This is a genomic window from Pseudonocardia xishanensis (genome assembly GCF_039541715.1).
Classification (GTDB): domain Bacteria; phylum Actinomycetota; class Actinomycetes; order Mycobacteriales; family Pseudonocardiaceae; genus Pseudonocardia; species Pseudonocardia xishanensis.
Window position 1 is genome coordinate 59,636 of the sequence record NZ_BAABGT010000013.1, and the last position, 12,264, is coordinate 71,899.

Genomic DNA, 12,264 nt, shown 5'->3' on the forward strand with positions numbered 1-12,264 from the left:
ACCTCCCAATACTAGTGGAAGTTAACTAGGTTATACGTTACTTTGACCTCCGAGGCGACGCAATCGCCTGGTGCTCTCCCCTCACCGGCGAGATGGAAGGAGCAGTGACCGCCATGGCCGTCACGGAAACGTCGGGTTCGCTGGGTCGTGTCCAGCGGGTGGCCGACTCTTTGCGGCGCTCGATCAGGCACGCGGAGTCCGAGTACGTGGTCCCCTTCTCCACCGAGATCGTGATGGCCACGGTCTCGGCCGAGGACTCCCTGCGCTGGTCGGACAGCCTGGTCTGGGTCGTCCCGCGGTTCGGGGACGACGGCACGCTCGCGCTGGAGGCCGCCACCGACCGGCGGAGCGTGGAGGACCACTACAACTGGGTCAAGGGAGCGGGCGAGCGGGACCGCTACGACCTGATCGCCCGCCTCGCGACCGACTGGTGGGTCATCTGGGACTCGGAGTGGAAGGGCGTCTCCCCCTTCACCGGCGAGCGCGTGGAGACCGAGGCGTTCTCCCTGCACTTCACCGACGGCGCCGGGATCAGCGGGGAGATGACCTCGCTGCGGCTCAGGCCGCCCGTCGGCCACACCCATGCGGAGCGCGTCCAGCTGTTCAAGGACTACTTCGCGGCGGCCGAGGCCGGGGACATCGACCGGTTACTCGGGCTGTTCAGTCCGACGGAGTACGCAGGCTCGGCCGTGCGCCGGTACTTCGGCGAGGGCCCGGAGCTGGCCTTCCTGCCCGCGCTCGCCGATCTCCGCAGGCACTACGAAGAGGCCCGCGATGCCGTCACCGTCACCGACGCGACCGTGACCAACTGGTACATCAAGGACTGGTACCTCTTCGCGGAAGTCTGCTGGTCGCTGGAGACCGGGAGCGGGGAACGGCTCGGAATGTCGACGGCCGAGGTCCTGCTGCTGGGCTCCGACGGCCTGATCGCCGCCCGCCTCGGCTACGGCACGCATCTCGAGTCGCTCCGACATGGCTGAGCTGCTCGGCGTGGCGGTACTCGGCCTCGGGCTGAGCGCGCTCTACGCACTCTCGTCGCTGGGGCTGGTGCTGACCTACCGCGGCTCCGGCGTGGTGAACTTCGCCCAGGGGGCGATCGGTCTCTGCGCCGCGTTCGTGTGGTTCGAGCTGCACGTCAACGGGTCGTGGCCCTTCGGCCTCGCCGTCCTCGTCGCCGTCGTTGCGGCGGCCGCCGCGGGCGCGCTGATCCATCTCGGGCTCATGCGACCGCTGCGGACCGCCTCGTCCATCGCCCGGACGGTCGTCACGCTCGGCCTGCTGATCACCCTGCAGGCCCTGGTGATCCTGCGCTACGGACCGGTGGTCAACACCGTGCCGAGCACATTGCCGACGGATCCGTGGATCCTCGGTGCGGTCACGGTTCCGGCGGACCGGCTCATCCTGATCGCCGTCGCGCTGGTGCTGACGGTGGCGCTGTGGGTGGTGTACCGCTTCAGCGGATTCGGGCGGAGCACCAGCGCGGTGGCCGAGGATCAGACCCTGGCCGCGGCGGTGGGGGTCTCACCCGACGTGGTCGCGGCAGCGAACTGGGCCTTGTCGAGCGCGTTGTCCGCGCTCGCCGCGATCCTGGTGGCGCCGATCATCACCCTGCACGCCAGTTCGATGACCACGCTCGTCATCGGTGCCCTCGCCATCGCCCTCATCGCGGGCTTCCGGTCGTTCCCGGTCGCGTTCGTCGCGAGCATCGTCCTCGGGATCGGGCAGACGCTGCTCACCCGGTTCGTCGACCAGCCCGGTGCCGCGGCCGCGGCACCCTTCCTGGTCATGATCGTCGTGATGACGGTGCGCGGGCGGGCGATCCCGTTGCGGGACCATCCCTTCGCGAAACAGCCGCGGGTCGGGAGCGGGCGAATCCGGCCCGCTCCGATCGTGGCCGCCGCGCTCGTCACCACCGTCCTGGTCCTCGTGCTCTCCGAGGCATGGGTGCTCGCGATCGGCACGACGCTCGCCGTCTCGACCTTCCTGCTGTCGTTCGTGGTGCTCGTCGGCTACGTCGGCCAGATCTCGCTGGCCCAGTGGCCGCTGGCCGGGTTCGGGGCCTGGGTCGCGGGCAGGCTCATGGCGGCCCACGGCGTCCCCTTCCTGCCTGCGGCCCTGATCGGGGTGGCCGCGACCGTCGCCCTCGCGATCGTGATCGCGCTCCCCGCGGTCCGGGTCCGTGGCATCAACCTCGCGATCGTCACGTTCGGCCTCGGCGCCGTGTTGGAGTTCCTCCTGTTCACCAACTCCGACTACACCGGCGGGATCGGCGGGACCGCCGTCGACATGGAGCTGTTCGGCTGGTCGTTCGACGGTGGGCTGCACCCGTACCGCTACGTCTCGGTGACCTTCGTCGTGCTCGTGGCGCTCGCACTGGTCGTGACCAACGTGCGGCGCGGGTTGGTCGGCCGCCGGATGCTGGCCGTGCGGACGAACGAGCGCGCAGCCGCCGCGCTCGGGATCGGCGTGACCTCGGTCAAGCTCTACGGCTTCGCCCTCGCGGCGGGTATCGCCGCGGTCGGTGCCGTGCTCGTCACCTTCTCGGTCGGGATCGTGGACTACCACCAGTTCTCGTCCTTCCAGTCGACGGTCTACCTCGGACTCGCGTACCTCGGCGGCATCGGGTTCGTGGCCGGCCCGCTGCTCGGTGCCCCGCTCGGCCCGGGCACCGTCGGCGCCCAGTTCGGCAAGGACGTGCTGGTCGGGTTGGGGGAGTACCTCCCGCTCATCGGCGGGATCGCCCTCGTCCTGACCGTGGTCGCGAACCAGGACGGCATGGCTCACGACCTGGCCCGGGTCTCGCGGCGGGTCGCGGCGCGCCTGGGTCTCGGCGACCGGGCGATCAGGCAGCCGGCCCGGGCGGCTCTCGTGTCCCGACCTGGCCAGGAGCGCGAGCGGGTGCGGCCGTCGACGCTGGCGGTCTCCGGCCTCTCGGTCCGGTACGGCGGCACGACCGTCCTCGACGGCGTGTCGCTCGACGTGCGACCTGGTGAGGTGGTCGGCCTGATCGGGCCGAACGGCGCCGGGAAGACGACGCTGATCGACTCCATCACCGGGTTCACGAGGCCGACGGCAGGCAGCGTGACGCTGGACGGAGCCGAGCTGGCGGGCCGGTCGCCCTCCGCGCGCGCACGGGCGGGGATCAGCCGCGCGTTCCAGTCCCTGGAGCTGTTCGAGGACCTGACCGCCCTGGAGAACATCATCGCCGCCACCGACCCGGCGAGCCGTTCCTGCTACGTCACGGACCTCGTCCGGCCGGCGCCGGTAAGGCTGGGACCAGGGGTGACCGACGCGGTCCGGGAGTTCCGGCTCGAGGACGACCTCGACCGGCCCGCGTCGGATCTTCCGTACGGGCGTCGGCGCCTGCTCGCGATCGCCCGGGCCGTGGCGAGCGGCCCGAGCGTCCTGCTGCTCGACGAGCCCGCTGCGGGGCTGTCCGGGGAGGAGAGCCGTGAGCTCGCCCGCGTGGTCCGCCGGCTGGCCGACGAGTGGGGAATGGCCGTGCTGCTCATCGAGCACGACGTCGAGTTCGTGATGGACACCTGCGACCGACTGGTCGTCCTCGACTTCGGCCGCGTGATCAGCAGCGGCGAGCCGGGTGAGGTGCGTCGTGATCCCGCGGTCGTCGAGGCCTATCTCGGTGGGGAGAGCGCGGCGCTCGCCATGAGGACGGAGGCGACCTCATGAGGAGCGGGGAGCCCGATATGACGGCCGTCGCCGACGCGCGGGGGATGTGTGCCGGTTACGGGGACGTGGCGGTGGTCAGGGACGTCGACCTGGTGCTCCGCGCGGGGCGCGTCGTGACGCTGCTCGGGCCGAACGGTGCCGGGAAGACCACGACGCTGCGGGCGATCGCCGGGCAGGTCGGTCTGATGGGTGGCGACGTCCGGTTCGCCGGGCGGGCCACCCGCATGCCGATGCACCGGCGCGTCCGGTCCGGGATGGCCTACATCCCCGAGAACCGGGCGGTGTTCCGCAGCCTCAGCTGCCGGGACAACCTGCGCCTGGGCAGCGGGGGGTTGGCCGCCGCCCTGGCGGTGTTCCCGCAGCTGGAGACACGGCTCGACGTTCCGGGCGGGCTGCTGTCCGGCGGGGAGCAGCAGATGGTGGGACTCGCCCGGGCGCTCAGCAGGCGCCCGCGGCTGATCATCGCCGACGAACTCTCGCTCGGCCTCGCCCCGCTCGTCGTCGACGAGCTGCTCGCCGCGATCCGGGCGGCCGCCGATGACGGTGCGGCGGTCCTTCTGGTCGAACAGCACGTCCGGAAGGCGTTGACGATCGCGGACGAGGGTCACGTCATGAACCGCGGTCGGATCGCGTTGTCCGGGGCCGCCTGCCGGCTCGCCGAGCGCATCGACGAGATCGAGGGCGCCTATCTCAGCCTGGTGGGTGCGGAGGACGAAGGGTGAGCGGTCCTCTGCGAGTGAGCGGCGCCGCGGATCTCGAGGCGGCCGCCGGGAAGACGCTGGGGCCGAGTCCCTGGCAGACCGTCGGTCCGGCACGGGCGGAAGCCTTCGCCGCGGCCACCGGCGGGCGAACCTCGACCGGCGAGGTCGCGCAGTTCCTGACCTTGTCGCTCGTGCCCCGCTTGCTGAACAGGGTGCGGACCGTCGAGAACGTCCGGATGGGGGTGAACTACGGCGTGGACGGGGTCCGGTTCCCGGCTGCGGTCCGCGTGGGAGCCCGGGTACGCGGCCGGGCGAGGATCGTCGAGGTGAAGCGCCTGCCCGGCGATGCCGTGCAGGTGGTCACGCGGGTGACCGTCGATTTCGAGCACAGCGCCGAGCCGGCCTGCGTGGCCGATCTCGTCGTCCGGTACTACTTCGACGTGGAGGCGCCGAGCAGCCATGCCCCTTCCTGACCCCCCGACCGACACCGCATCGTCCCTGCGCGATGCAGCCGTTCCGATCCGTAGCCTCGTCCACGTCGGAGCCGACCCGGCGGCGTTCGAGCAGGCGCTGGCGGCCGGGGCGGACGCGCTGTTCTTCGATCTCGAGGAGCCCCGGCTCCCGTACGGGGCCACGGAGAAGGCGGCGGCACGCACAGCGGTCCGCGACTGTCTCGCAGCGCTGTCCCCGGGCTCCGCGCCACTGAGCTTCGTGCGCGTCCACAGTCCGTGGTCCGGTGAGACCCTCGCGGACCTTCGTGCCGCGCTGCTGCCCTCGTTGACCGGTGTGATCCTGCCGAAGACCGCAGGCCCACAGGATGTGATCGCGCTCGACGCCGTCCTGACCTGCGCCGAGCACGACGTCGGCCGCGACGGTCACGACGTGCAGATCCTGCCCTTCCTGGAGACCGCCCAGTCGATCCGGCTCGCGTACGAGATCGCGACGGCCTCACCACGCGTCACCTACATGGGCGGGATGGTCTCGCGGTTCGGCGACGTCCACCGGGCGATCGGCTACCGTTGGACCCCCGACGGCGCCGAGTCCCACCACCTGAGGTCGAAGGTGCTGATCGACGCTCGTGCGGCCGGCATCCGGTACCCGATCAGCGGGGCCTGGGGCGGGGACCCCGGCGACCTGGACGGGCTCCGGAGCTGGGGCGAGCAGCTCCGCGATCTCGGGTACTACGGGATGCTCGTGGGCCCATCGGGCGTCGGCGTCGCCAACGAGGTCTTCTCGCCGTCCACCGAGGACATCGCCTACTGGACGACGCTCGTCTCGCAGTCCGACGACAGCGCGGAACCTCCGTCCGACCGCCATCTTTCCTACGTCGAATCGGCGCGGACCAACCTGCGATGGGCGAGCCTGGTCGGCAGGTTACGGGTTCGTTGACTCGGAGCCCGGATCGGTCACTGCTCATCTCGCCACCACGCGGTGAACGACACCGAATGGCGACGCCTCCGGCCCCAGTTCGAAGCGCTCGGGTCTCGGTGCCTCCCTGATCGAGAAGCAGCTTCGGGTCAACGACTTCGCGGCCGTCCCGGCGGTTCATGAGGGCACCTACAGCTGGCCGCGCATCGGCCGGCAGTTCTACGACACTGGGCGCTGTTGGGAAACGACGAGGTGCTGCAGCTGCTTGACGACACGGCGACGACGGCCGACATCCTCGCGAGCTGCTTCGATGTCTCGCAGGCGTTCAGTCCCGGCTCGCCTGTGCCAGACGGCGGCATCCCGCGCTCGCCCGCCTTCGACCCTACGGGCCCGCTCACACCGCGTCGACGTGCCGAGCAGGAGGCAGCCATGCGCGACCTGTACGACGGCGCTGAACCGCCACCGACATTCGACGACGTACTCGCCCGCGTTCGCGGGCACGCGCGATTGCTCGACATCGGACATGGCCAGCGTGGGTGATCAGGGTTGACGATCGAGTCGTTTCCGTCGACCAAGGCGTTGGATTCGATCTTGAGCAGTGCCTGGGAAGATCGAGGGCGATGCTCTGACCGCCAGCGCATACTGGTACACCGCCTCGGACTCGAACCGAGAAACCCGCTGGAGGGGAGTCGGGTACTCAGCCCGGATTCCCACTGCTCATCCCTGCTGGTCAGAGGCCTCGCCTGGATCAAGTCGATCATCAGGGGAGGTACCTGTTCGTCACGGTGATCGGTCGTGAGCGGTGACCAGAACGGTGACTGGCGAAAGCGCGGCGAGCGCGTCCTCGGGGTCGATCCCGACGACGAGCGCGCGGCCGAGTGGGCGGCGGCGACCGGCATGCCCGTCGCCCCGTCCCTCGGCGGTGTCGGCGACTGGGCCGCGGTCGACGCCGTCGTCGTGGCCGTCCGGCTGGCGGGCCAACTGTGGTCGGTGCTGGACGACCTCCCGCTGGGGGTGACTGACGCCAGCGGTGCCCGCTTCCTGTCCGGTCGCGACGACCAGAAGCGGGAAGGTCTGCGCCCGCAGGCTGGTGCGGCGGATCAGTCGTCGGCGGAGAGCGCGGCGAGGGCTTTGTGGAGCTCGGTGGCGAGTGCGGGTAGCTGGCGTCGTGCGGTGGCCAGAAGGATCTCCATGTCGATGGACCAGTACCCATGGACGATGCGGTTGCGGAGGCGCACCGGTTGTAGCCACTTAACGGCCGGAAAGCGCGCCTTGGTCTCGTCCGAGACCTGTCCGGCGGCTTCGCCGAGCACTGTGTAGTCCACAGCAGCGCGTCGCGCCGTTCGCGTCGTTGCTCGAGTTCGTCCAGCGTGAGGTCGGCGGCAGGCTGCCGGATCTGTTCAGCGGCGTCGATCATCTCGTCGAGCAGCAGGACGTCACGCTGCATAGAGCGGCCGGGCTTCGGCGAGCACGTGGTCGCGGAGTCTCGAGTGCAGAGCTCGTCGGGAGACGAGGTCGACGGGTCGGCCGAAGAGCTCAGCGAGTTCGTCGGCGAGGTCGTCGATCTCCCAGCCCAGCATCTGGCCAGGATGGAGGGTGTAGAGCAGGTCGATGTCGCTCGTGGGCCCGGCGTTGCCGGTGGCGGCCGAGCCGAACAGTTCGAGGTGCTCGATGCCGTAGGCGTGGCAGATCGTGGCAAGACCTTCCGGGTCGACGGCCCGGCCGGCCACGATCAACACGGCAGGCAGAGTACCGCCTCGAGGTCCGCCTCGTCCGGCCTCGACCCCGGAGCCGGCCGAGGCCCGGTACTGTGGTCGACCCTGATCCTCGGCGCCGAGGATCGGGCACCGCGGAGAGAATGGAAGCGAGCTCGCTCGCCCGCATCCCGCCGCTGGGCCCCGCCACGGCGTCGACCGCGCGGCTGCTCGGGCTGTGGTCGGCCGGACCGTCTGGTCGCCGTAGACGTTCGGGTCAGTCGGCCCGTTCTCATCGCCGCCCTCCAGGACGTGGTGTGAGGCGCTCGACCGCGAACCGGCAGAGCAGTCGGGCGGTGGTGCGGTGCAGGAGCGGGTGTCCTCCGGGGAGGGCGGGGTCGAGTGCTTCGGCCACGGCGTCGGCGACGGCGCCGAGCACCGGTGTCGCCCGTCCGACGACGAGCCCGCGGAGCTCGGCCAGCGCTCCGGCGTCGTCGACGACGTCCAGGACCCGGCGGTCGAGACCGAGGACGGCCCCGACGATCCGCAACCGCTCGTGGAGGTCGGGCAGCAGGTCCGCACGGGCGGGATCCGTCGTGGCCTGGGGATCGACACGATCAAGTCGTCGACCTGGGGCACCTCGGCCGAGGTCATCGTGCGCAGCCCGCAGCTCAGGCGATCCCGCTCGCGCAGACGTTGGGCCGTTTCACCGTCGTGACCCGGCCGGGACGTCGATCTCTCTACTGGCGTTCGACGGGGACGACCAGTACCGGCTGACCGTCAGGGTCGGCGACGGCGCTGCGGAGAAGGACGTCGAGTTCATGCGCGACGCGGTCCACAGAATGGCCGGCCGCGACGTCGAGATGGAGTTCCTCAGCGAGATCCTGCCGTGGTCGACTGCCGTGGTCGAACAGAGAGACCCTAGCGACGACGTTCCGGCGCGGGGGGTCCTGCTTGCCGGCGACGCCGCGCACACCATGCCGACGACCGGCGGACTCGGGACGAACACCGGGATCCAGGACGCGTTCGATCTCGGCTGGAAGCGTGGAGCGGTGCTCGACGGGTGGGGCGGCGAGGACCTCCTCGACAGCTACGACCGGGAGCGGGGTGCGGCGGTGCGCCAGACCGCCGCCCTCGCCAGCAGCATCTACCGGGACTGGCTCGGCTCGTGGGACGAGCAGGAGGGATTCTGGGAGACCGTCGCCGCCGGTGGTGACACCGCCGAGGCCGTACGGCGTGGCCTCGGGGAGGGCATCGTCCGCACCTTCCGACGCGAGTTCAACAACATCCCGGCCTCGCTGGGCTACCGCTACGAGGGGTCCCCGGTGTGCGTTCCCGACGGCACGGAAGACCCCACTCCGGCCGACCTGAGCGAGTACGTGCCGATCGCCAGGCCCGGGCACCGCGCACCGCATGTGTGGCTGGGCCCCGGAGTGTCCGTCCTCGACCGCTTCGGCCCGGGCTTCACCCTCGTGTCGCCCGGTGACTCCGAGGCCGCCCGTCCGCTGATCGACGAGGCCGCCGGGATCGGCATGCCTGTCCGGCTCTGCGAGGTGGACGAGCCGCAAGTGAGGACCACCGCCCGGGAACTGTACGAGACGGATCTCGCCCTGGTCCAGCCCGACGGTCACGTGCCTGGCGGGCGGACCGACTCCCCTCCGACGTCCGCGGGCTGCTCGACACCGTCCGCGGAGCCGGCAAGCGACTCGGACACCCGAGCGCTGCATCCTCTCCCGCGTCCTCGATCGGCGCAGCGCCCTGACGCCTGGCGGAGTGGAGCCGGGGCGGGCGGTGGTCAAGACTCGGCGGCGCTCAAGACTCGGCGATCGCCGGGATCGCGCGGTGCCGTCGGCTGAGCTCGGTGTACGTGGCGGCGTTGTCCGCGAGGTTCGCCACCTCGGCGTCGGTGAGTTCGCGGCGCACTTTGCCGGGCACCCCAGCGACGAGCGAGCGGGGCGGCACCACGGTGCCCTCGGGGACCAGCGCGTTCGCCGCGACGAGCGACTGCGCGCCGATCACGGCGCCGTTGAGCACCGTCGAGTTCATTCCGATCAGGCAGCCGTCCTCGACGGTGCAGCCGTGCACGACGGCGTTGTGGCCGATGCTGACGTCGTCGCCGATCCGGGCGGGCGAGCCCGGGTCGGCGTGGACGACGGCGCCGTCCTGCACGTTGCTGCGCTCGCCGATCGTGACCGATTCCAGGTCGGCCCGGACCACAGCGCTGTAGAACACGCCGCTGCTCGCTCCGACGATGACCGCCCCGACCACGGTGGCGGTGTCGGCAACCCAGGCCTCGGGGTGGACGTCGGGGACGCGGTCGCCGGCTGGCAACACGTTGCTACGCATGGGACTCCTTACGGGATGTCGGGGTCGGGCGTGCACCGCCCGCCGCGGTGCACGCCCGATCGAACAACGATACGGGCGACGGGCGGGCCAAGGTCTGCAGCGGCGAGCGGGCGGTCTCCCGGACGAACGACAGCGCGATGAGCTCGATCACCGCCTCTGCGAAGTAGAAGATGACGAACGCCCAGGTGTCGTTGTCGAAGGCGGCCGCCAGCGACGAGGCGATCAGGGGTGAAAGCCCCGCGCCCAGCAGAGTGCCGACCTGCTTGGCGATAGAGAAGCCGGAGAAGCGCATCCGGGTCGGGTAGATCTCCGAGAGGAACGCGCCCTCGGCGCCGTACATGAGCGACTGGGCGACGGCGATCGCGACCAGCATCCCGAGCCCGACGAGTACAGCGCTGCCGGACGGCAGCAGAACCCGGAAGTAGGCCAGGACCGTCACCGTCGCCAGCGGGATCCCGATGTAGTACACGGTCGTGCGCCCTATACGGTCGGAGACGCGGCCGAAGAGCGGGACCATGACCAGCGAGACGAGGCTGGCCACCAGGGTCGCGACGGTCAGCCCCGTCACCGACAGGCCGTACTGCTTGGGGCCGAAGGAGAGCACGAACGTCGCGACGAGGTGGTAGAGGGTCGAGGCGATCATGGCCAGCGAGATTCCGACGAGGGTCGGTTGCCAGGCGGACCGGAGCACGTCCACCGCGGGCAGCCGGACGATCTCGCGTTCCTTAACGAAGGCGGGCGACTCGGTGATCCGGCGGCGGATGTAGACGCCGATGAGGATCAGCACGGCGCTGGCGAGGAACGGCACCCGCCGGCCCCAGGCGAGGAGGTCCCCCTTCGGCAGCAGGCTGACCAGGGCGACCGAGCCGACAGAGGCCGCGATGCCGATGTGGCTGGCGGCCATGACCATCGAGCCGTAGAGCCCGCGTCGGTCGGCGGGCGCGTTCTCCAGCGTCAGGAGCGTCCCGGCGCCGGTCTCGCCGCCGACCCCGATGCCCTGCAGCAGCCGCAGCGACACCAACAGGACCGGTGCCCAGATGCCGATGGACTCGTAGGTCGGCAGCGCGCCGATGCCGACAGTCGAGACGCCCATCAGGATGAGCTGCTCGCTGAGAGTGGTGGGTCAGCGGCGGTGGGCGGCCAGTGAGCCCCCCTTCATGACCTTGCCGGGCAGGTCGTGCCCAACGATCGCGACGGCCTCGTGGGCCACCTCGACGAGTCGAGGTCGATGCCGGTCTGGATGCCGAGCTCAGCGCACATGTGCACGAGGTCCTCGGTGGCGACGTTGCCCGCGGCCCCGCGATCGCCACCGAACGGGCAGCCGCCGATACCGGCGGGACGGACGAGTCGCACTCAGTGACGCCCTCACAGAGCGCAGCGTAGGCGCTGGCCATACCCATGCCGCGGATGTCGTGCAGGTGCAGCCGGATCGTGTGGTCGGGCCGGCGTTCCCGCACCGTTCCGACGGTGCGGCGGACCTGTTCCGGGCTGGCCCAGCCCATGCTGTCGGCCAGCAGGAGGGTGCGGATGTCCTCCCCCTCGCCCGCCGTGACGGCCAGGGTGCGGTCGATCCGATCGACGACGGTGTCGAGCGACGTCGCCGCTGTGGTTGCAGCCGAAGGTTGCCATGATCGACAGGTAGCCGACCGGCCCCCGACGTCGCTGGCGACGGCGAGCTGTGCGGGGACGCCGGCGAGGATCTCGTCGGGTGTGCGGCCCATGTTCACGATGGAGAAGGCCTCGCCGGCCGAGACGAGGAGCGAGCCGGAGACGTCGAGCGTGCCGACCGCCGGCGCGCGTTCGAGCCCGCGCTGGTTGAGGAAGATGCAGCTGTAGAGCGTGCCCTCGCGGCGAGTGATGCCGGTCGCGGCGGCCTCGGCGTCCGCCATCTGCGGCACGCGCCTCGGGCTGACGAAGGAGGTGACCTCGATGTCCGGGAACGCGCAGGCGGATAGCAGGTCGACGAGCCGGATCTTGTCCTCGGTCGGGATCGGGCCCTTCTCGATCTGCATGCCTTCGCGGGGCCCGACCTCGTGGACCACGATGCGGTTGGGGAGGCTCCCGGGTGCGTTCCCTTCGCTGAGCGGGTGGTGACGGTGGCGCCCGGGCCGTCGAGCGGGACCCGCGCCTGCGCCGGGGCGAGCCCAGGGACATCGGTATCGAGTAGGTACACCCCGCCGATCCGGAGCGCGGGATCGAGGGAGCCGGTCATGACGTAGACGTCGGTCAACCCGGGGCGAACCCGAGGTCCCCGCCGGTGCCCCACACCTCGGCACCGCGCCACCGTGCCGGGCCGTCGACGACGATCCCGGCGAAGTCCCGGCCGGGCACCCGCGGCAGCACGGTGCCTTCCATGACGCCGGCGACGTTCAGCGCGCGCACGTGAGTGTCCTTCATCGACGATGGACAAGGGGTCAGGCGAGGGTGAAGGTCCACTCGACCGTCTGGAACGGCTCGCTCATCACGGT

13 protein-coding genes and 1 pseudogene are annotated in these 12,264 nt (G+C 70.8%); 7 read left to right on the plus strand and 7 right to left on the minus strand.

The window, feature by feature from the left end; all coding sequences use genetic code 11:
* Positions 1-113: 113 nt before the first annotated feature.
* The 6 genes from ABD993_RS04405 (at position 114) to ABD993_RS04430 (ending at position 6,296) form a co-directional block, all read left to right on the plus strand.
* Positions 114-980 (plus strand): nuclear transport factor 2-like protein, encoded by an 867-nt coding sequence (locus tag ABD993_RS04405; RefSeq protein WP_345412947.1) that lies wholly within the window; start codon positions 114-116, stop codon positions 978-980.
* Entirely contained in the window at positions 973-3,687 is a 2,715-nt protein-coding gene (locus ABD993_RS04410; protein WP_345412948.1) for an ABC transporter permease subunit, read from the plus strand. Before ABD993_RS04405 ends, ABD993_RS04410 begins: the two co-directional genes overlap by 8 nt.
* A 17-nt stretch (positions 3,688-3,704) precedes the next feature.
* A complete protein-coding gene (locus ABD993_RS04415; RefSeq protein ID WP_345412950.1) occupies positions 3,705-4,409 on the plus strand; it encodes an ABC transporter ATP-binding protein in 705 nt (234 codons plus the stop codon).
* Positions 4,406-4,861: a hotdog family protein gene (locus ABD993_RS04420; protein WP_345412951.1), complete on the plus strand. Its 456-nt coding sequence runs from the start codon at positions 4,406-4,408 to the stop codon at positions 4,859-4,861. Before ABD993_RS04415 ends, ABD993_RS04420 begins: the two co-directional genes overlap by 4 nt.
* On the plus strand, positions 4,848-5,777 hold the full coding sequence (locus ABD993_RS04425) for an HpcH/HpaI aldolase/citrate lyase family protein (RefSeq protein ID WP_345412952.1): 930 nt from the start codon (positions 4,848-4,850) through the stop codon (positions 5,775-5,777). Before ABD993_RS04420 ends, ABD993_RS04425 begins: the two co-directional genes overlap by 14 nt.
* Before the next feature lie 216 nt (positions 5,778-5,993).
* Positions 5,994-6,296, plus strand: a complete 303-nt coding sequence (locus tag ABD993_RS04430) for a hypothetical protein (protein ID WP_345412954.1) — start codon at positions 5,994-5,996, stop codon at positions 6,294-6,296.
* A 560-nt stretch (positions 6,297-6,856) separates the two neighbouring features.
* Here the strand turns inward: ABD993_RS04430 and ABD993_RS36605 are convergent.
* The 3 genes from ABD993_RS36605 to ABD993_RS04445 all read right to left on the minus strand — a co-directional run bounded on the left by ABD993_RS36605 (position 6,857) and on the right by ABD993_RS04445 (position 8,000).
* Complete coding sequence (locus tag ABD993_RS36605; protein ID WP_425568891.1) at positions 6,857-7,081, minus strand: HepT-like ribonuclease domain-containing protein; 225 nt, start codon at positions 7,079-7,081, stop codon at positions 6,857-6,859.
* A gap of 111 nt (positions 7,082-7,192) precedes the next feature.
* The gene (locus ABD993_RS04440) at positions 7,193-7,495 is read right to left on the minus strand and encodes a nucleotidyltransferase family protein (RefSeq protein ID WP_345412957.1); all 303 of its coding nucleotides are present in this window, start codon (positions 7,493-7,495) and stop codon (positions 7,193-7,195) included.
* A 247-nt stretch (positions 7,496-7,742) separates the two neighbouring features.
* A complete protein-coding gene (locus ABD993_RS04445; protein WP_345412958.1) occupies positions 7,743-8,000 on the minus strand; it encodes a hypothetical protein in 258 nt (85 codons plus the stop codon).
* Positions 8,001-8,046: 46 nt separating this feature from the next.
* Between ABD993_RS04445 and ABD993_RS04450 the strand changes: the two genes are divergently transcribed.
* Positions 8,047-9,306, plus strand: a complete 1,260-nt coding sequence (locus ABD993_RS04450) for an FAD-dependent monooxygenase (RefSeq protein ID WP_345412959.1) — start codon at positions 8,047-8,049, stop codon at positions 9,304-9,306.
* On the opposite strand, the gene ABD993_RS04455 is transcribed toward ABD993_RS04450, so the two are convergent.
* From ABD993_RS04455 to ABD993_RS04465, 4 genes and pseudogenes are all read right to left on the minus strand, one after another.
* Positions 9,263-9,796: a gamma carbonic anhydrase family protein gene (locus tag ABD993_RS04455; protein WP_345412961.1), complete on the minus strand. Its 534-nt coding sequence runs from the start codon at positions 9,794-9,796 to the stop codon at positions 9,263-9,265. The genes ABD993_RS04450 and ABD993_RS04455 overlap by 44 nt on opposite strands.
* The gene (locus tag ABD993_RS04460; RefSeq protein ID WP_345412962.1) at positions 9,789-10,889 is read right to left on the minus strand and encodes an MFS transporter; all 1,101 of its coding nucleotides are present in this window, start codon (positions 10,887-10,889) and stop codon (positions 9,789-9,791) included. Before ABD993_RS04460 ends, ABD993_RS04455 begins: the two co-directional genes overlap by 8 nt.
* Positions 10,890-11,145: 256 nt before the next feature.
* Positions 11,146-12,072 (minus strand): annotated as a pseudogene (locus ABD993_RS36610) (beta/alpha barrel domain-containing protein); the annotation flags it as partial.
* Entirely contained in the window at positions 12,023-12,178 is a 156-nt protein-coding gene (locus tag ABD993_RS04465) for a hypothetical protein (protein WP_345412963.1), read from the minus strand. The gene ABD993_RS04465 and the pseudogene ABD993_RS36610, both read right to left, overlap by 50 nt.
* Between the last annotated feature and the right edge of the window lie 86 nt (positions 12,179-12,264).

Excerpts from the sequence above, each read along its gene's own strand:
- ABD993_RS04405 (WP_345412947.1), top strand. The coding sequence starts at position 114 with ATGGCCGTCACGGAAACGTCGGGTTCGCTGGGTCGTGTCCAGCGGGTG.
- ABD993_RS04410 (WP_345412948.1), top strand. The coding sequence starts at position 973 with ATGGCTGAGCTGCTCGGCGTGGCGGTACTCGGCCTCGGGCTGAGCGCG.
- ABD993_RS04415 (WP_345412950.1), top strand. The coding sequence starts at position 3,705 with ATGACGGCCGTCGCCGACGCGCGGGGGATGTGTGCCGGTTACGGGGAC.
- ABD993_RS04425 (WP_345412952.1), top strand. The coding sequence starts at position 4,848 with ATGCCCCTTCCTGACCCCCCGACCGACACCGCATCGTCCCTGCGCGAT.
- ABD993_RS04455 (WP_345412961.1), bottom strand. The coding sequence starts at position 9,796 with ATGCGTAGCAACGTGTTGCCAGCCGGCGACCGCGTCCCCGACGTCCAC.
- ABD993_RS04460 (WP_345412962.1), bottom strand. The coding sequence starts at position 10,889 with ATGGGCGTCTCGACTGTCGGCATCGGCGCGCTGCCGACCTACGAGTCC.